Origin of the sequence: Evansella vedderi (assembly GCF_030813435.1) — a bacterium.
Lineage (GTDB): Bacteria > Bacillota > Bacilli > Bacillales > Salisediminibacteriaceae > Evansella > Evansella vedderi.
The window spans coordinates 1-18,752 of the sequence record NZ_JAUSUG010000009.1; the positions used below are offsets into that span (position 1 = coordinate 1).

At 37.1% G+C, this 18,752-nt stretch carries 18 protein-coding genes and 2 pseudogenes; 9 read left to right on the forward strand and 11 right to left on the reverse strand.

The window, feature by feature from the left end:
* Positions 1–95: 95 nt before the first annotated feature.
* Entirely contained in the window at positions 96–470 is a 375-nt protein-coding gene (locus J2S74_RS11960) for a DnaJ family domain-containing protein (protein ID WP_307325920.1), read from the reverse strand.
* A 359-nt stretch (positions 471–829) separates the two neighbouring features.
* Between J2S74_RS11960 and J2S74_RS11965 the strand changes: the two genes are divergently transcribed.
* The gene (locus J2S74_RS11965) at positions 830–1,765 is read left to right on the forward strand and encodes a 3'-5' exonuclease (RefSeq protein ID WP_307325923.1); all 936 of its coding nucleotides are present in this window, start codon (positions 830–832) and stop codon (positions 1,763–1,765) included.
* Positions 1,766–1,856: 91 nt separating this feature from the next.
* On the opposite strand, the pseudogene J2S74_RS27425 reads toward J2S74_RS11965, so the two are convergent.
* Positions 1,857–2,134, reverse strand: a pseudogene (locus J2S74_RS27425) (aldo/keto reductase); the annotation flags it as partial.
* Between the two features lie 356 nt (positions 2,135–2,490).
* Between J2S74_RS27425 and J2S74_RS11975 the strand changes: the two are divergent.
* The 5 genes from J2S74_RS11975 (at position 2,491) to J2S74_RS11995 (ending at position 7,391) form a co-directional block, all read left to right on the forward strand.
* Positions 2,491–3,048, forward strand: coding sequence for a GNAT family N-acetyltransferase (locus J2S74_RS11975; protein ID WP_307325928.1), 558 nt, complete (start codon positions 2,491–2,493; stop codon positions 3,046–3,048).
* Positions 3,049–3,241: 193 nt separating this feature from the next.
* The gene (locus J2S74_RS11980) at positions 3,242–4,831 is read left to right on the forward strand and encodes a spore germination protein (RefSeq protein WP_307326198.1); all 1,590 of its coding nucleotides are present in this window, start codon (positions 3,242–3,244) and stop codon (positions 4,829–4,831) included.
* On the forward strand, positions 4,824–5,945 hold the full coding sequence (locus tag J2S74_RS11985; protein ID WP_307325931.1) for a GerAB/ArcD/ProY family transporter: 1,122 nt from the start codon (positions 4,824–4,826) through the stop codon (positions 5,943–5,945). The genes J2S74_RS11980 and J2S74_RS11985 overlap by 8 nt, the downstream gene beginning before the upstream one ends.
* 33 nt (positions 5,946–5,978) lie before the next feature.
* Positions 5,979–7,154, forward strand: a complete 1,176-nt coding sequence (locus tag J2S74_RS11990; RefSeq protein WP_307325933.1) for a Ger(x)C family spore germination protein — start codon at positions 5,979–5,981, stop codon at positions 7,152–7,154.
* Between the two features lie 12 nt (positions 7,155–7,166).
* Complete coding sequence (locus tag J2S74_RS11995) at positions 7,167–7,391, forward strand: hypothetical protein (protein WP_307325937.1); 225 nt, start codon at positions 7,167–7,169, stop codon at positions 7,389–7,391.
* A 64-nt stretch (positions 7,392–7,455) separates the two neighbouring features.
* Here J2S74_RS11995 and J2S74_RS12000 read toward each other — a convergent pair whose 3' ends face one another.
* Genes J2S74_RS12000 through J2S74_RS12015 form a run of 4 tightly spaced genes read right to left on the reverse strand, consistent with a single transcriptional unit; the run spans position 7,456 to position 11,270 of the window.
* Positions 7,456–7,917: a (2Fe-2S)-binding protein gene (locus J2S74_RS12000; protein WP_307325938.1), complete on the reverse strand. Its 462-nt coding sequence runs from the start codon at positions 7,915–7,917 to the stop codon at positions 7,456–7,458.
* A 1-nt stretch (position 7,918) separates the two neighbouring features.
* Positions 7,919–8,758 carry an FAD binding domain-containing protein gene (locus tag J2S74_RS12005; RefSeq protein ID WP_307325941.1) on the reverse strand — a complete coding sequence of 280 codons (840 nt, stop codon included), beginning with the start codon at positions 8,756–8,758 and terminating at the stop codon, positions 7,919–7,921.
* A 4-nt stretch (positions 8,759–8,762) separates the two neighbouring features.
* A complete protein-coding gene (locus J2S74_RS12010) occupies positions 8,763–11,084 on the reverse strand; it encodes a xanthine dehydrogenase family protein molybdopterin-binding subunit (protein WP_307325942.1) in 2,322 nt (773 codons plus the stop codon).
* A gap of 33 nt (positions 11,085–11,117) precedes the next feature.
* Positions 11,118–11,270 carry a hypothetical protein gene (locus J2S74_RS12015; protein WP_307325943.1) on the reverse strand — a complete coding sequence of 51 codons (153 nt, stop codon included), beginning with the start codon at positions 11,268–11,270 and terminating at the stop codon, positions 11,118–11,120.
* Between the two features lie 181 nt (positions 11,271–11,451).
* On the opposite strand from J2S74_RS12015, the gene J2S74_RS12020 reads away from it, so the two are divergent.
* Positions 11,452–12,828: an amino acid permease gene (locus tag J2S74_RS12020; protein ID WP_307325945.1), complete on the forward strand. Its 1,377-nt coding sequence runs from the start codon at positions 11,452–11,454 to the stop codon at positions 12,826–12,828.
* Here the strand turns inward: J2S74_RS12020 and J2S74_RS12025 are convergent.
* Both J2S74_RS12025 and J2S74_RS12030 read right to left on the reverse strand, forming a co-directional pair.
* Entirely contained in the window at positions 12,809–13,438 is a 630-nt protein-coding gene (locus J2S74_RS12025) for a LysE family transporter (protein WP_307325949.1), read from the reverse strand. The genes J2S74_RS12020 and J2S74_RS12025 overlap by 20 nt on opposite strands.
* 139 nt (positions 13,439–13,577) lie before the next feature.
* Positions 13,578–13,760, reverse strand: a complete 183-nt coding sequence (locus tag J2S74_RS12030) for a hypothetical protein (RefSeq protein WP_307325950.1) — start codon at positions 13,758–13,760, stop codon at positions 13,578–13,580.
* Between the two features lie 281 nt (positions 13,761–14,041).
* On the opposite strand from J2S74_RS12030, the gene J2S74_RS12035 reads away from it, so the two are divergent.
* Together J2S74_RS12035 and J2S74_RS12040 are read left to right on the forward strand one after the other, a co-directional pair.
* Positions 14,042–14,647, forward strand: a complete 606-nt coding sequence (locus J2S74_RS12035; RefSeq protein WP_307325952.1) for a YitT family protein — start codon at positions 14,042–14,044, stop codon at positions 14,645–14,647.
* A gap of 83 nt (positions 14,648–14,730) precedes the next feature.
* On the forward strand, positions 14,731–15,708 hold the full coding sequence (locus J2S74_RS12040; RefSeq protein WP_307325954.1) for a tripartite tricarboxylate transporter substrate binding protein: 978 nt from the start codon (positions 14,731–14,733) through the stop codon (positions 15,706–15,708).
* A gap of 99 nt (positions 15,709–15,807) precedes the next feature.
* Here the strand turns inward: J2S74_RS12040 and J2S74_RS12045 are convergent, their stop codons facing one another.
* From J2S74_RS12045 to J2S74_RS12055, 3 genes and pseudogenes are all read right to left on the reverse strand, one after another.
* Positions 15,808–17,772, reverse strand: coding sequence for a tripartite tricarboxylate transporter permease (locus J2S74_RS12045; RefSeq protein WP_307325957.1), 1,965 nt, complete (start codon positions 17,770–17,772; stop codon positions 15,808–15,810).
* Between the two features lie 59 nt (positions 17,773–17,831).
* Complete coding sequence (locus tag J2S74_RS12050; protein WP_307325960.1) at positions 17,832–18,110, reverse strand: hypothetical protein; 279 nt, start codon at positions 18,108–18,110, stop codon at positions 17,832–17,834.
* A gap of 323 nt (positions 18,111–18,433) precedes the next feature.
* A pseudogene (locus J2S74_RS12055) lies at positions 18,434–18,727 on the reverse strand (nuclear transport factor 2 family protein); the annotation flags it as partial.
* Positions 18,728–18,752 lie beyond the last annotated feature (25 nt).

Consider the following 18,752-nt stretch of genomic DNA (forward strand, 5'->3'; position numbering starts at 1 on the left):
TTATTGAAAAATATAAAAGTGTTTAAAATTTCACATAAAAAACAACACTCCTTAGTGTTGTTTAAAAGGTAGAATATATCCTTTATTAATTTCACTTACTCCCATCGTACTAAATCCTTAGAAAGATTATTTAAAGAAACAGGCTGTTTTTGCAGGATGACAGGGCAAAGCTTATTGTATTTTTTTATATTTTTATTAATTGCTTTAACACGGTTTTGGGCTTCTTTTTCTGTAATGAAGTCTTTATTGATATATTCTAGGAGTTGTTCAATTTCGTCCCTTACTTTTTGACGCTGTTTCACCCATTCAGGTAAGTAATTTGCATTTTTTAAAACACTATATAAGGGATCTGCCTTTAATACCTCATCAGGAAGGGGCTTTCCCATCCCCTTTAGTTTTTCAAAACCACCTTTTTTCTCATAGTCTTTATAAATATCACCTATTAAATCCCTACTATTTTCATCCGCCACTGATAGCACGCCCCTCCCCGGAATTTGTTTACCATCATTCTAACATTAATACGAACATAATTTAATTATTTGAGAATTTATTTTCTAATAAATTGTTGCTATTTGATCAACTTAGATTATTGTTCGAATCCGTTACAGGCGGACGCTTTCCACGGGCAACGCATCAACCCCCTTCGTTCGCAAAACCACGCTCACTTGGTGTCTTGCCGTTGCTCTTCCCGTTGGAGTCGCCGCCTTTCACTCCTTCGAATTACCGTAAAACTAGTTTCTATCCGAAAAAAGCCATTTGGAATGATTTGGTCCTTTTCTTTTAGGGATTTTTGCCTTATAATTTCCAGTTGGGGAAAGGAGGAATAATATTGGCTAATCCAAAACAATTTATCTTCTTTGACTTTGAAATGCTATGCTCCAACAAGGGAATGTCTTTTGCTAATATGGAAGCCATTCGACTAGGTGCCGTAAAGTACGACCTGGAAACGGAGACAATTCAACGGTTTGATCGTTTCATTAAACCAAAAAACCGAAAACCATTATCTAATTTCTGTAAGCAGTTAACTGGTATAAATGATACTGACTTAAAGGATGCAGAAGATTTTAAAACTGTATTTGAGGAATTTTTAACATGGGTTGGAGGAATAAAGAAATCCCGTTTCTTTTCATGGTCCACTAGCGATCTAACTCGATTAAAAATTGACGCAGCAAAGCATGGTGTATCCGAAACAACTATTAAGAAGATTGAAAAACGTTATGTTGATTTCCAGGCTATTTTTACAAAGCGTGTTTCAAAAAATAATCCTTCCGTAGAAAATGCACTAGCTTTTTATGACTTAACATTCATAGGGGAAAAACATAATCCTATGTACGATGCACTAAATACGTTGCGAGTCTATTTAAGCTTCTTAAATAAACCTAAACAATCCGATTTAATCATGGTAAAGCAATTTATTCTTGAGGATGTACCAAAGGATAAAGGGAAGTTAAATAAAGAGCTTGTTCAGAAATTAACGGAAGATATTCGAGTATATTCAACCCATTTAGACGAGATGTACCGAATGAAGGACGCATCAAAATTGTTAAAGAAGACAAGACAGTTAGTAGAAAAATACGAAAATATTCTTATCAATCGATCTGGATTATTTTCAAAGGAACTTGTTTCACTGATTTCACAGTTAGTAGAATATTATTACGAACTTATTCTCTGCTATGAAGATCATATAAACCATTCATCGAAAGTAATGATTTTAGATGAATCTATTTTTTATCCAATTAAAGAACTTCAACAGAAGCGAGGATGATCCCATCTTCCTTCGTACATAAAAAGACCATTTGGCAACACATGTCCAAAGGAAAAAGGCCAGTACTTCACTGACCCTAATTCATAACCTATTAATTTAATTCATCCGGATCTGGTCCCATTCTCTGATCCTGGTTAAGACTATCGATCTCCTTCATTTCCTCTTCTGATAGTTCAAAATCGAACACATCTGCATTTAATTCAATTCTTTCCGGTGTTACAGACTTCGGAATAGTTACAACCTCGTTTGTATATACCAACGTAAAATTATTTGAGCAGTGGTTTTTTGTGGTTCTTCGCGATTTTCTCTAATGTAGGATCATTCAAAATGCCTCCCTGCCCTCAATGGTGACCAAGCTTCTAGCTGGATATTATGTTGATGCTTACGTTATAGTTCTACTTCAATCAGGCTCTCCTTAATCCATAGAAAACTCACCAAAAAAATAGTAAAAATTCACAAAAATATTTTTCAAAAAACCAGTTCCCATTTTCATTTTTTTACTGTAATATACGTTAAGTGATTCTTTTTCAAAAAGAAAACTAAATACAACTTAACTTAAATAGTCATTGGCTAATTGTTGATTATTTATGGGAAGGCAAATGGTGCGCCACCAGGTTTCTGGTTCTAGTGGGTTCGATTCCCACCCCGAAATTTTTGTACTACTAAAAAATTTCGAGGGGGATTCGAGTGCGCTACGAATCTGTCCTCATTTCGGAGGGATTGTAATGCTAAAAAAACGTGATCTTCAAGATTGCCTGGCTCTCTATGAATTGATGGTGCACCCTGATGTCTTCCCTTTTGTGCGTTATAAAGCCTATTCATATGAAGAATTTTTATTTTTGACAAAACAAACGATAGAAATGGAAGAACGTGGGGAACTAATTTCACGAACTATTTTAGATGAATGGGGATCCCCTATAGGGACAATTAATTTGTTTGATATACAAGATAACGCTGGTTTTTTGGGAACATGGTTAGGGAAGCCGCATCATGGTAAGGGATACAATACTATTGCAAAAGAAGCTTTTTTCAATGAATTATTTTACGAGCTTTCTATTGAAACCATCTTTATGCGTATTCGAAAGCATAATATAAGATCTAATAAAGCTGCAGAAAAATTACCTTATGTTCTCCTAGCAAACGAAACTCGCCAGCTTTTACTCAATGAAATTAATGAAGGTGAAGACCGATATAACTTGTTTGAAATAAATAAGGATTTGTATTCCCTTCATACGATGAGAACTACTGTTACTGTAAAGGAAGAGCAGTTAAAAGAAGCTTAATAGAAAATAGCTTTTATTAAATAGCTCCCTAAGCTTCCATCGCAATTTCTAAACCAGGAAGGAAACCAGACATTAGTGTCTGGTTTTTTTGATTGCTTAAAAGACAACTTTAATGACTCTTTTTTGCATAAATTTCCTGTAAATCTCCAAACTAATGTTAGATTTTCGAGTGGAGGTCGTTAGCTTGGGACTAATGAAAATGTTGTTTAAGAAGATGCAACAATCTAAACAACAAAAAAAGCAAGTGCAGCAACAAAAAAAGCTACAACAAATCGAACATTCCTCCAATGAGGAAAACATTAGTAAAGAAATTTCTATGGATTTAAATGAAAATATTAAGAATATAAAAGCTAGCTTTAATGACAGCTCTGATATTTTATATCGTAATTTCTTTATTGGAGAACAAAAAGCTTGTATTGTCTATATTTCTGGACTGACTAACGAAGATCGAATATATGAAAATGTACTAAGTCCACTTATGGAGGAAAAGGGAGAATTTACTTCCTTGCAGGATTTAGTGGAAAACAAAATCACTGTTAGTGAAATTAAACAATTAGGTACATTTAAAGAGTTAATCAAAGACTTAGCCACTGGTTTTCAAATCATTCTCGTTGAAAATCAGCAAGATGCCATCTCTACAGGACTTCCTAAATGGGAAAAAAGATCTATTGAAGAACCGCAAGCAGAACATGTGGTTCGTGGTCCACGTGAAGGTTTTACAGAAACGATTGATGACAATATTTCTTTGCTGCGAAGACGCGTTCGTAGCCCAAAACTTACAGTAAAAGGAAGGTCCATTGGAGATATAACTCAAACAGAAGTATCTGTCGTTTACATCAATGGGATTGCCGATAAAACTTTAATTGAAGAAGTTAATAAGAGGTTAGACCGAATCAAAATAGACGGCATACTAGATACTAGCTACATAGTGGAATTAATAGAAGATAATCCTTACTCACCTTTTCCACAAACGCTTAATACAGAACGTCCAGATGTAGTTACCGCATATTTACTGGAAGGTCATGTTGCAGTATTAGTAGATGGATCACCATTCACAATCGTAGCTCCAGCAACGATCTATTCACTTTTACAAGCGTCGGAAGATTACTATGAGAGATACATTATTGGAAGTGCAATCAGGTGGCTGCGATACTTTTTTGTCGTTATTGCCCTCTTGCTGCCATCCATGTATATTGCAATTCTAACCTACCATCAAGAAATGGTTCCCACAACATTAATTATCAGTATTGCTGCATCAAGGGAAATGGTACCGTTTCCTGCGCTAATCGAAGCCTTTTTGATGGAGATAATGTTTGAAATCCTCCGAGAAGCAGGACTCCGCTTACCGAAGCAAGTAGGACCAGCCGTAGGTATCGTCGGTGCGTTAATTATCGGGGAAGCAGCTGTGCAAGCTGGTATTGTTTCGGCACCAATGGTTATTGTTGTAGCCGTAACTGGTATCGCCTCCTTTGCAATCCCCCGCTATAATGCAGGGATATCAATCCGTATGCTACGCTTCCCTATTATGATATTAGCAGGAAGTATCGGCCTTCTCGGAATTATGTTAGGGTGTATTGCCATCGTCATTCATTTATGTTCTTTAAGATCTTTTGGTACTCCATACCTAGCACCGCTTGCACCAATGCAATTTAAAGACATTAAAGATGTACTTATGCGTGCACCAATTTGGAAGATGAATACTAGACCACATTTAACAGGGTATGGAAATCGAAACAGGCAAGGAACAAATCAGCAACCTAGCTCTGATCAAGGGAGTGATTAGTTTGATAGAAAAAGGGCGGATATCTTCATTCCAAATGGCGGTATTCTTATATCCTACCATTATCGCAACAGCTATCTTGATTGTACCTGCAATCACCGCTGCTTCCGCAGGACGAGATATGTGGTTATCTCCCATATGGGAGCTTAGTACTGGTATTGCTACCATTATTATTATAGAAAGGTTAAATACACTCTACCCAAAAGAATCGATTATGGAATTTACCCCACACATAATTGGGAAAATACCAGCGAAACTCATTGGGGGACTTTATATATTTTTTCTATTTCACGTCACCGGTGTGATTATTAGAGAGTACACTGATTTCATTGTTGGGATTTTTATGCTTCAAACACCGCCGATTGTTGTATCAGCAGGAATGGTCTTTGTTTCTGCTTTTGCAGTAAAGGCTGGAATAGAAGTGGTAGCAAGGACCAGTGAATTTTTTGTGCCAATTGTTATTTTTATTATATTTTTTATCTTCGTATTACTTATCCCTGAATTAGACTTCAATAGGGTTCAGCCTGTATTAGAGGATGGATTAATGCCGTCTATCAAAGGAGCTGCCTCCATTCAAGCCTGGTACAGCGAGGTTTTTTTAATCACCTTTTTCCTTCCATTATTAAGTGACCGATCAAAAGCATTAAAATATAGTTTTTTGTCACTCCTGTTAATGGCAATTACTTTACTTTTTACTAATTTATCTACTTTTTTATTGTTTGGCATGATAACAGAAGAGCAGTCGTATCCACTTATCAGTGCTACACGCTACGTAAGTATTGCTGATTTCTTTGAAAATATTGAGTCCGTTGTCATGGCATTATGGGTTGCTGGAGCTTATGTTAAAATAACAGTCTTTTATTATGCATTTGTTTTAGGAACTGCACAATATTTTAAATTATCTAAATTCCAGCCTATTGTCTTCCCACTTGCTATATTATTAATAATTTCTAGCTTGTGGGCTTCTCAAAGCTTTACAGAAGTGAAAGACGCCCTTGGAAAGGCTGTACCCTTTTATTTACCGTTGTTTGGAACAGTTATTCCATTTCTATTACTAATGATGGCAAAAATAAAAAATAAAATAGTGAATTCATTAGAAAATAATCAACAAGCTTAGCTGATTACTTCTATATTTGAGGTGGGATTTGCTTTGAACAACAAAGGGAGAGCAGTAAAAATAGCCTTTATTATCTTCTGTTATTTAAATATTGTCTTATTATTAACAGGCTGTTGGGATCGTAAGGAGGTTAATGATCTTGCTTTAGTCATGGGAACTGGAATCGACTATATAGATGAAAATACAATTGAGCTTTCTGTAGAAATGAAGCTTCCTGGAACAGGAGCCGGAGGGGGCACAGATATGGGAGGCATAGAAGAAACAACCTTTGTTCAATCTGCTACTGGCCGAACGATGGCTGAAGCCATTGCAAATTTACAAATGAGATTCCCACGCAGACTTTTCTGGGGACATAATCGTGTGATTTTATTTAATGAAGAATATGTACGAAAAATTGGGGTGAAAGATGAGCTGGAATTTTTTATACGTTCTCCACAAGCAAGAGTTCGAGATAGAGTTTTTGTTACTAACCTAAAAGCAAAAGACATTTTGGCTACTCATCAGCATTTAGAAGATAGTACTGCAGAAAACTTAAGAGAGCTAGGCGCTACCAATATAGGGTTAGATATTTCTGTACGAGATGTTAAGTTAGGGTTAAAAAATGATGAAAATGAAGTTGCCATCCCGATGATAACCATTTCTCAAGATAAAGAAGGAGCTATAGAGGGGTTTCAAGAGGTTGAATTGTTTGGAACGGCTATTTTTCGAGATGACAAAATGTATGACCTAATAGATATGGAGCTCACTAGGGGCTTACTATGGTTTAGAAATGAAATCGATCTTGCTACTGTAACTATTGAGCCTGAGGAATCTGACGGTTTTATTTCAACGATTATGATTGACGCAAAATCAAAATTAATCCCGGAAATTAATAATGGACAATGGAAAATTACCATTGAAGCAGTTTCGGAAGATGATGTTATTCAAAACACAACCAATTTAGATTTAACAGACTTAGACACACTCCACTCGGTTGAAAAACAGTTGGAACAAATCATAATAGAACGTATGGAGGATACAGTGCAAAAGGTTCAAAAAGAAATAGGAACGGATGTTTTAGGGTTTAATGAAGCATTCCACCGAAAATACCCTGACCAATGGGACCAGCATAAAGATAATTGGAATGAATTTTTTCAAACTATTGAGGTGGAATATGATGTAAAGGTATACATTCGAAGATTAGGTTTATCTACTGGTAAAAAAGATTAGGAGGTAAAAAAATTGGAGCATGCTCAAGTTTTATCCCTCGGGATAGTAATTTTACTCATGGTTTGGTTTGAATTATCACAATTACAGAAGCATGAAAAAAAAGAAAAAGTCGTTTTCCTTGGTATTACTGTCTTTACTTATGGTTTAGCCATCTTTCTAATCTATAATCCGGATATATATGGTCCTACCCAGTTAATCTCGGATATATTCTCACCTTTAGCACCTCTGTTAAAATAAATAACCCGGTAAGGTACTGGCTACTGAAAAAGGTAAAAAAGATGTCCTTTTTCAGTAGCCATAGTTACGTTCCTGGATTTTTTATCACTGACATTATTGCCTTTTCAATTTCCTCGTAACCTGTACATCTGCATATATTTGACTCTAGCCATTCTTTTATCTTTTCATCGTCTGCATTAGGGTGTGCTTGTATTAATGCTTGTGAATTCATAATAAATCCTGGTGTACAGTACCCACATTGAAAGGCAAAGTTTTCCACAAAAGCCTGTTGAATGGGAGTACCTTTTAATCCTTCAATTGTAGTAATCTCTGTACCCTCCCCTTCGACACCTAACATTAGACAGGATTTCATAGTCCTTTGATTAACCATTACTGTACACGCACCACAATCACCATTTAAACATCCTGGTTTTGACCCAGTTAAACCTAATTTTTCTCTAAGAATTTCTAAAAGTGTATCTGCTGGGCGAACGATTACCGTCCGATCTTCTCCGTTAATGTTTAACATAAGGGAAGTAAGCTTCATGTTACATATTCCCCCTCTCTAACTCCGTTAAACAATCTAGCAGTGTGTTTTTTAAAACAAACAATCTATATTCACTAGATCCTTCCGTATCTGATAAAATCGGGTCAGGAATATGTTTAACTGCTAAGTCTATCCTTTCTTTAATAGAATAATTACTATTATTTAAATATGTCTCCATTTGTTCTGAGCGGAACGGAAAAGGACAAAGTCCGCTAATTGCTACATTTATATTTTCATCTATTTTCAATACAGCTACAGTAATTAATGGATAACCAGTGTCCCCCTGTTTACGCTTCTTAACTGTAACGTATGGTACACCTAAATATTTTCTTTCCGTACAAATTTGAATAAGAAACTCTCCCTCTTTCAATTGAAGCTTCTTATCAAAAATACGCATTATTGGTTCGGCCTTGATACCTTCAGGTCCTCCAATAAACACCTGACTATCGGAAATTAGTAAAGGAAGTACTGCTTCCCGATAAAATATGTTAGCACAAATATTACCTCCGAGTGTTATTTTATTTCTTGCGGTATGATCAGCAATTTCCTTTGATGTTGCCGTTAGGAGTGGAAAATAGTTGGCATCTTCTATTTCTGTTAGTGATCTTCCAGCTCCCAAATATAAATAATGCTCATCAAACTCCATCACTTTACAAGCCGGAATGTCTCTAATATCAATGACCGCCTCCGTATAAAGGTGATTTATTCTTCCTAAAGTAATTATTTCTGTTCCCCCCGAGAAAAACACTGGGTGTTTCCCTTCTTCCGTTAATGTTTGAAATAAGTCTACCGATTCTTGGATCGTCTTAGGTTTGTAATACTCAAAATCAAAAGGAATCACTTTGTTATTTCCCCTCCTTCGTTCTCCAGATTAACTCAGGAATTAGGGGTAATTGGTTTAATGATACATTTGCAGCTGTGGACAGTCCGTTTCCTAATGCTGCCGGTATACCTAATAGCCCTTGTTCTCCTACACCTCTTGCGCCAAATGGGGCATCGATATGGGGAGTTTCTACAAATTCTACAATATATTCTGGATGCTCCTTATAATGAATTGGTCGATATGTTCTTAGTTGAGGGTTTAATACTCTTCCTAAATCATCAAATAGAAACGTTTCCCTGCTGGCAAATGCTAGACCCATACTTGCAGCTCCAGTTACCTGGCCCCTTGCCGCCATAAAATTTAATACCTTTCCAACATCCAATACCGTATATAGCTTGACTACACGATACGTATAATCTCGACGGTCAAATTCTACCTCCACTACTTGAGCCCCTACAGACCATTCAGGTCCAGGATTCCCTCTGCCTGTTTCTTGGTCCAGATAGGTCATTCGTTGTAATATATAATTTCCTCTTCCGATAATTTGACCTCCGATGGAGTTACCGTTTGGGTACGTATATCCGTGGGCAATTTCCTTAAAATGCAGTCCAATAGAAGGATCTTCTTTTAGAAAAACCCTTTGATCTCCTATATCCAAGTCATCTACTCTACTACGTAAAACAGTGGCTGTAATCTCCTTAAGTTGACAGATAACATCGTTAGCCGCCTCTAAGAGAGCTCTCCCAGCCATGAAGGTACCTCGACTAGCCACCGTTTTCCAATGCTCCGGTGTTGTCTGCGTATCAACCTTCATCCGAACATGGATTTGATCTATGTCCATTTTTAATCGTTCCGCTAGCATTTGGGCTAGCACCGTTTTCGTTCCTGTGCCAATTTCCACAACACCTGATATCAGATTGATACTTCCATCTTCATTAAAGGTTAAAATTGCTCCTGAAACGGAATCGGGCGGAATTGTTGAGTTTTTCCAAAGGCATGCAGCACCTTTTACCCTGATGATTCGTTCATTTATTTCTTCGATTTTCCCTTCATCCCACTTACTTAATTCCTTTACTCTATCAATACATTCTACTACGTTCCCAACATTACTTCGGTTCAACCGTACTTGTGTTGGAGTTAAATCTCCTGGACCAATGGCATTAATTCTCCTTAAATGGAGCGGATCCATATTTAGCTCTTGAGCTAAAATATCCATCGCCCTTTCAAAGGCAAATAAAACCTCAGAATGGCTGAAGCCCCTATATGGAGAAGCAAATGGATGATTCGTATAGACAGCATAGGAATCGCACCAAATATGTTCAATTTCATATGGTCCTGTACAATCCACTCCTCCTGCCCTGCTCAGATGAACCGCTTTGTCGGAATATGCCCCTCCATCAAATAGATATTGTATTCTAGCAGCCTTTAACTTACCATTTCTCGTAGCACCCAGCTTTATTTGGGCATCTAAACCAACATGGCATGGAGTAGTAATCATATCCTCTTCCCGAGAATGTAGAACCTTAACTGCTCTACCCCCAACTGCTTTCGATGCAATATAGGCTAGAATTTCTTGAAAAACAGAGGCCTTCCCCCCATACCCACCTCCAACTAATGGAGTATCAACAACGATTTTCCCGACCTCTATATCAAAGTACGCAGAAATTAATTTTTTGACCATAAAGGGGGCTTGTGATGATGTTTCTATATGAACGTAACCATCTGCCTTAATTTCACATACAGCACATCTTGTTTCCATTGCCGTATGATCGGAAGGGGAAAAGGAAAAGTTGGACTCGATGGTAACTTCAGATAAACTCCACCCCTGTTCCATATTTCCTTTCCTAATTTTCATTTGATTGGAGATGTTAGATCGGGGAATTGGGTGTATATCTTCATCCCTATCGTATTCCTCCACATTCTCATGAACCAAGGGTGCACCTTCCTGTACTGCTTCTGTTGGTGAATTAACGACTGGAAGTAGATCATATTCCACATTTATATAGCTTACTGCCCTTTTTGCTATAACTGGATCATCTGCGACAACGAGAGCCACAACTTCCCCATGGTAACGAACTTTATCTACAGCAATGGGTGGTCTGTCCCTGATCTCCTCTCCTGTAAGGGGTAAACCCTCACCGGTAATAATTGCTCTAACCCCTCGTACCTTCCATGCTTCTTCTGTATTTACTGATTTTATCCTTGCATGGGCATAAGGACTAGTTAATAATCTGCCATGAAGAACCTTTAAATCTCCAGCATATTTATCATCGGTGTATTTTGCCTTTCCTGTTACTTTATCTTCCGCTTCTTTTCGAATGACACTCTTTCCTATTGTTTTCATTCTATCCCCCCATGTTTCCAGAGTAAAAGGAAGCTATAAAATAACGGATAGAGCGATAATAGTAACGGATAAATAAAATAAAATTTCTAACCAATCTTTCGAGCGACTATTTATTAAATTAAAAAAACGTATACCGCATCTCACACCAACAAATAACCATGCTATGGTAAGGATAATACTTGGCATTAACGATTCCTCCTTTTTAATCAAAAATAAACCTCATTATAAAATCTTTATTTTCACTTTCAAGATAATATGTGTTTTCTTAACGAATATAGGAAGAAAGCGTTTTGTTTTACTTGAATTTTACATAATTAGCTGTGGTTTTCCTAACAATAAGTGAAGTATGAAAAAGTGAGGGAAAAAGATGAAAACCACATCTAATGAACAAAAGGAGAAGCCATTAAAGTGGTGGCAGTTATCTTTGTTAGGGGTTGCCTGTACGATAGGTACAGGTTTCTTTCTTGGGTCAAGTATTGCCATTTCCATGGCAGGTCCATCGGTTCTTTTATCCTTTGCCCTAGCAGCTATTGGGACATATTTTGTTTATGAAGCGCTGGCAAAAATGACGATTGAAGATCCTCAGAAGGGCTCCTTTCGATCCTATGCTAAAAAAGCTTATGGAAGATGGGCAGGGTTCAGTAGTGGATGGGTTTACTGGGCCTCTGAAATGCTAATTATGGGAAGTCAAATGACAGCATTGTCTATTTTCACACGGTTTTGGTTTCCAGATGTACCTTTATGGGTATTTGCCTGCGGCTACGCTACACTAGGGATTATCGTCATTTTTACAGGAACAAAAGGATTTGATCGAATTGAAAACTTACTTGCAGTTTTAAAAATAGCGGCAATTGTTATGTTTATCATCGTTGCTGCACTGGGGCTTTTTGGTGTTTTAGGTGGTACAAATGAGATAGCAACTATTCCCCGGACCTATGGTGGTATTTTTCCAAATGGAATAACGGGATTTTTACCCTCCCTTATTTTTGGTTTTTATGGATTTGCAGGTATAGAAATAATCGGTCTCCTTGCCATTCGTTTGAACAAAATGGAAGAAGCAACAAAATCAGGTAAAGTAATGCTTCTAATTCTTGCCATTATTTATATCACTTCCATTGGATTAGCCATAACAATGGTTCCTTGGGATAACTTTTCCACGGAAAAAAGTCCCTTTGTAACTGCTTTGAATCGTTATGCAATACCTTTTGTTCCTCACATATTCAACGGGGTTTTTATAATTGCCGGCTTCTCAACAATGGTAGCGTCTTTGTTTGCAGTAATTCGTATTTTAGTTACCTTGGCAGAGGATAATGACGCCCCTTCCTTTTTAGCAAAAAGGATAAAAAATAAAATTGCTTTACCTGCGATTGGATTGACAACAATTGGTGTTGCCTTTTCCATCGTTTTGTCATTACTTATGCCAGGGAATATATACGAATATTTTACAACAGCAGCAGGATTAATGCTTTTATATAATTGGTTCTTTATTTTAGGTTCTTATGGAAAGCTCCATGAGCTAACAACAGGTGACAATCTAAAGCGAATTCTTGGGTTTTCCATTGTCCTTTTAGCAATCGTCGGTACAGTATTCCATACTACTAGTCGACCAGGATTTTTTGTAAGTATTTTATTTATTGTCTGCATCGCAATTGTAACCCTAATTATGAGACATTTTTGGAAGAAGGATCCTAAGGAGCCTCAAGATCCAGAGCCAGGTTCTCTTTTTACGAAAATAAAACAGTAGCAGCCTGAATGCCAAAATAAACACCAAATCCAATTAGGGATAGCCCTGAGATAACAGAAATCACTGTCAATAGACGGTTAGTTAGAAATCTTCGCAATGTGCTTGATAAAGCAGCCATTGTCACATCCCAGAGAGTTATCCCTACAAAAATGGCAATTATGTATATGGTTACTTGACCTGTTCCATAGGAGGTCATTGTTTTTGCCAAGATAGACCCAAAAATCCCTAACCAAAATAAAATCGTAATGGGATTAAAGAGAGACATGAAAAAGCCTGCTAAAAAAGATTTAATATAAGACTCTCCATTGGAGCCCATATCATTTAAAGCAATTTGACCAGCACTGTTTAAGCTTTCAATCCCTGTATACACTAACACAAAAAAACCAAATAACCACAAAAAGGATTGTACAAATGGTATTTCAATTAAATGATAAACTCCTAAAAACACAAGGAGCATATAGATTCCATCTGCCACAGTGGCTCCAAGTCCAACAAGCCATGCATGAAAAAAACCGTTTTTTATCCCTCGATCAAGCTGGGCAGCGTTCACTGGCCCGATTGGAGCCGCCAAAGATAACCCTAGAAAAACATAAGTAAGAATCATACTCATACAATCATCCTCCAGTAGTAGAACATACGCTTGTACATTCTATTCAGGCAAGTCCAACAATACCACTGTGAATGATTTATTTTTATAAGAAAATGGAAAAGCCGTCTCAATCGACCCCATTGAGACGGCTTTGTTTTAATTAGCAATCACGGTTGTTACGATTATTTCGGTTATTTAAATCTTGTGCGGCATTTTCTTCAGCGAATTCTGTATTGTAGTTATCAGCATTATAATCTGCAGCATTGTTTGCATTATTATGGTTACGATTATTTCGCTGAGCTTGTGCATAACGATTGTTGTTTCGATTCTTATTGTTTGCCATCCCGAAATACCCCCATGAAATAAATTTGGTGTTGCGGTATTACTTTTATAGTATGTCACCATAACTACTCTTCATAAGAGGTAGTTACTTGTTCTACTTCCTCTTTCCTTCCAAACGACTCATAATTCCCCATACTCCTTAATACAAATCAAATAGGCGGACAAGTATAGCCTGCAAAAACGTCCGCCCTGCATATCCAAGTCAACTATTTTCTCCTATAAACAAGCTTTTAAAAAACAGCCTAAAAAAGGAATATGAGGGAGACAATCGTGAAAAATACAATGAATTCATACATATTAATAACATGCGGTGGGATCATCCAAGGAATGGGGATGGCACTATTCCTTTTTCCAAATAAAATTCCCTCAGGTGGTGCTGGTGGACTAGCAGTACTTTTAAATTTTTGGTTTAACATTCCTTTAAGCTTTGCACTATGGCTAGTGAATTTTTCTATGCTTGTTGTAGCCATTCACTGGCTTGGAAATGCCAGTGCAATCGGTACAATGTACGGAATTACGGTAACATCAATAAGTATCCATTTTTTCGACTATTATATATATATTCCTCCTTCGATTATTTGGGTAGATTTAGTAATCGGTTCCGCTATATTAGGACTAGGGGTTGGTATATTATTAAGGCAAAATGTGTCTAATGGGGGAATGGGGGTATTGGCCTTAATCATCGCTCAATTAAAGGACATTCCCCCGGGAAAACCATTATTACTTATCAATGGTTCCATCTTTGTCCTGACAGCCTCTATAATAGCATGGGAGATCATTTTTTTAGCCATTATATCCCAATGGCTTTCTACACGGATAGTAGATCTGGTTTATAAAGTAAAAATAACAAAGGAAGTAACCCCAGTAATGGCATGGCGTAAAAAATAATTAATTTCTTCGTAGACAACATTACATTATATAGCCCTTTGCATAGTATTTTTATGAATAAATGATAAAGGGGTGATAACTATATGATGAAGAAGAAATTTTTCACGTTACCTTTTCTCCTCTCCATGCTGATGTTAATTTTTGTGTCAGGCTGTTCGTCTGAGGCCTCAACGAATAATTTTCCAAATAAAAGCATCCAGCTTGTAGTTGCTTTTTCACCTGGAGCAGCTACTGATACCCAAGCGAGAATTATTGCTAAGTATGCAAGTGAATACTTAGGACAAGAATTAGTAATTGTTAATAAACCCGGAGGTGGCGGTCAGGTTGGTTGGAATGACTTTGCTACAGTTGAACCTGATGGATATACTTTAGTCGCTTACAACCTCCCACATGTTATTACTCAACCGCTAGTAAATGATACATCTTTTAGTGTTGACACATTTGAACCACTAGTTAACTGGGGCGGTGATCCAACGGTTTTTGCTGTACGTCATGATAGTGACATTCGTAGCCTAGAGGATCTTATCTCTATAGCGGAAGCATCCCCTGGATCCATAACTATTGGAAACGCAGGTCAATTTGTCGGGCAGCATTTAGCCATTTTATTACTTGAACAATCGGCGGGAATTGAAGTGGAAGATGTTCCATTCCAAGGGGCAGCTGATGCTATTGCAGCTCTGTTAGGTGGTCATATTGATGTTGTTTCAGGAAATCTATCTGATATATATCGTTTAGGAGACGAAGTCATCCCATTAGCTATTGCAACAGAGGACAGACATTCCTTCTCTCCAGATATTCCAACATTTATGGAACTAGGCTATCCAGAAGTCATTATGAGTACTGATCGAGGAATTGCGGCACGGGAAGGTACCCCTATAGAAATTATTGAAAAGCTAGAAGAAGCATTTTTGGGTATTCTCCAAGATGAAGAATTTTTAGCTGAAATGGAACGAGCCGGAGCGGATATGCTGATCTTAAATCGTGAAGAGGTAATCGAAGACTTTGAACGACGAACAGAAGCATACACAGAACTATTACGATCTATTGGTAAGATTGAATAGTTATTATTGGAATCCCCCAGTGAAGATTCGATGGGGGATTTATTATATATATGTCTGGAACAAAAATCAGCAGGCGGAACCATGATTCCGCCTACTTAATCAAAATAGCCCCGGTAATGGAACCTTCAATAATATAGTAAAGATCACATACAACATAAGAGTAAAGGAACATCCAATAATGAAAATGTTTTTTAGCTTTATTCCGTTCCAATTCTTATAATAAACCAACAATGGTACTGCTAACATTAAAATGAGAACTTGTGTATAGAACCCAATCACATTGGTTAACAAACTAACAACAGTAACAAATATCATCAAAAGGAACACGGAAAGATTAAAGGTGAATTTTTCGTACTCTTCTTTTACTCCTTTTAGTCCCTTCATTAACTCAATTAATACAAAAATCATAAAAAATAATAAAGTAACTTGTGGGAAAATACGCTGTTGGAATGGCAGATCAAATAACATATAAATAGACACAACATTGACCATACCTATAAACATCCATATAACAGCTTTTTTTGATAGAAAATTCTCCCATTTAAAAGTATTTAAACCCATGTTGGAATCTTTCCGTTTTTCACGTCTCTTTTTCCATACTGTATAGATGGAAATAAGTATGGTTAATGCTGTTAAACTAGATAACAGTATGTTCCAGGTCCCTGAAAAAAAGTAAACAAGTGCTGACCCTTGTGCACCACCTAATTGTAAGCCTTGTAAAAATCCTTCTTCCGCAATAGAGCCTAATATAAACCCAAGGGCAATTGGTGCAGGAGCAAAATTATATTTTTGCAACCAAAACATAAATATTCCTAAAATAACGACCGTGTATATATCAAAAACATTATTCTGTGTGGCATAGGCTCCAATGATGGAAAACGCAATGATTACTGGTGCCATTATATAGATGGGAATATGCGTTAACCTTGTCATATATTTGATGAGCCCTAAGCCGAGAAATAATAACAGTATTTGCGCTGCTACCATACTAAATAAAAACGTATAAGCAACATCCGCATTGTCCACAAACAAGTTTCTGCCTGGCCATATTCCATGTATTAACAATCCACCTAAAAATATTGCAGCTGTAGGGGACCCTGGAATTCCTAATGTTAATAACGGAATTAAAGATCCCCCTACCATGGCATTATTTGCACTTTCGGAAACTATGACTCCGTCCTTTTCCCCTTTTCCAAATTTACTTTTATCTTTGGAAAAGCGTTTTGCTTCATTATAGGCAAGAATACTTGCGATATTTCCACCTGCCCCTGGTATCATACCAATGAATGCACCTAAACCACTTCCAATGGACACTGCTTTAGGACGCTTTAATACATCTCCAAAAGATTCCCGTATAGAAGATTTCTTTGTTTGATGAACGGGAGAACTAACTTTTTCCCTTAATGGGAGTCTTTCCATTAATCGAAATGCTTGTGGCAAAGCAAATAAACCAATCAATACTGCTACAATATGTAGCCCTCCAATTAAGCTGTCCATACCAAAGGTAAATCGGGCTGTCCCCGTGACCGTACTAATACCTATAAAGGATAATAAAATCCCGATACATCCCCCAATTAGGTTTTTAGAAGTAGATCCTTCAGAAATTGCAGCTATAACTGTAATACCAAAAATGGCAATCCAGAAGGTTTGAACCGGGCCGAATTGTAATGAAAAGTTTGAAAAAACAGGGGCAAAAAATAACAAAAGGAAGATACCAAATAAGCCCCCTACAACAGAAGCTATTGTTGCAAGCTCTAATGCTTTTCTTCCTTCCCCTTTTTGAGTCATGGGATAACCATCGAATGTTGTAGCTACCGATGCGGGAGCACCTGGTACATTAAATAAAATCGCAGGAATGGAACCCCCAAAAACGCTTCCGCAGTAAATTCCCCCTAAAATGATTAACCCTTCTGTAGGTCCTAACGAAAAAGTAAAGGGGATCATTAAGGCTACGCCCATTGTCGGTGTTAGTCCAGGAAGAGCTCCCACTAAAATTCCAAGAAACAATCCTAGGGCTAATACAAATAGGTGGTGAAACTCAAAAATGTGCCATAAATATTCCATATCCCAGCCTCCATTGAATGAAATCTAGGATATGATATTCACCTAATTTTGGAATGGTGTTATTCTTTTTCTACCTCAATCTCCACTTTTTTACCCCCTACCGAAAGGTACATTAACACCTCGAGCTCTGGCTTAACCTTCGTCAGGCCCTGTAAATATGGTTTGACTAAATCTTTAAAATCCTCCGTGACTCCATCTTCCTGTAAGTGACCATACACATACATTTTCTTGTCTTCCGTCAAGAATGCCATGTATCCTACAGGCTTGTTATCATCTGTTACAATGTTTAACACTTGAGATTCTGCTGTAAAGAACTCCGGCGAAAAATATATTTGCAACGCTCAACACTCCCATTTCTATTCTATAGTTAATCAGAATTTCTTATAAAAACGAACTTCATTTTCTTTAAATTCTTTCCTATTTTACTTCCGGTTATGTAAGATAGTGTAGTCAAAAGTCATTCCACACACCTTATGTTAATTGCTCCACACCATTTTACTTGGAGTCGCTCCCCGATTGAACAATAATCATTTATTAAGATGCAATGTAATACCAAAAGCATACATAGTAAATTTTACGTAGCACTGGAGGAAAACGGTGTATCTAGAGCGTAAAAAAACTCCCTTTGCCATTTACATGACCCAGAGAGATAGTATATAAATTATCTTTTAAACCAAACAGTAGCGATTTTATCATCAATTACTTCATAAATAGCCATCGCGTAAACCTCTTTGCCATTTGCTCTTCCAGTAACATGTTCGTGATCAACAACAACATTATCTTGAACGATCCTTGCTAATAACTTAGCATGTTGATTTGGGTTTTCATTAAATAACTTAGAATATCTTTCACGCATTTTGTCAATTCCAGTATAAACCACTTCGTTTGAAGGGAAATCCTTTACTTGAACATCATTGCTATAGTTTTCTAAAAAGGCTTCAATATCCCCATTGTTATAGGCATCTAGTTGCTTTTACGCT

Coding starts and splice junctions, on each gene's coding strand:
- J2S74_RS12020 (WP_307325945.1), top strand. CDS start 11,452: ATGAAAACCACATCTAATGAACAAAAGGAGAAGCCATTAAAGTGGTGG.
- J2S74_RS12035 (WP_307325952.1), top strand. CDS start 14,042: ATGAATTCATACATATTAATAACATGCGGTGGGATCATCCAAGGAATG.
- J2S74_RS11980 (WP_307326198.1), top strand. CDS start 3,242: ATGAAAATGTTGTTTAAGAAGATGCAACAATCTAAACAACAAAAAAAG.
- J2S74_RS12000 (WP_307325938.1), bottom strand. CDS start 7,917: ATGAAGCTTACTTCCCTTATGTTAAACATTAACGGAGAAGATCGGACG.
- J2S74_RS12025 (WP_307325949.1), bottom strand. CDS start 13,438: ATGAGTATGATTCTTACTTATGTTTTTCTAGGGTTATCTTTGGCGGCT.
- J2S74_RS12045 (WP_307325957.1), bottom strand. CDS start 17,772: ATGGAATATTTATGGCACATTTTTGAGTTTCACCACCTATTTGTATTA.
- J2S74_RS11975 (WP_307325928.1), top strand. CDS start 2,491: ATGCTAAAAAAACGTGATCTTCAAGATTGCCTGGCTCTCTATGAATTG.
- J2S74_RS12040 (WP_307325954.1), top strand. CDS start 14,731: ATGATGAAGAAGAAATTTTTCACGTTACCTTTTCTCCTCTCCATGCTG.
- J2S74_RS12010 (WP_307325942.1), bottom strand. CDS start 11,084: ATGAAAACAATAGGAAAGAGTGTCATTCGAAAAGAAGCGGAAGATAAA.
- J2S74_RS12030 (WP_307325950.1), bottom strand. CDS start 13,760: ATGGCAAACAATAAGAATCGAAACAACAATCGTTATGCACAAGCTCAG.
- J2S74_RS12015 (WP_307325943.1), bottom strand. CDS start 11,270: ATGCCAAGTATTATCCTTACCATAGCATGGTTATTTGTTGGTGTGAGA.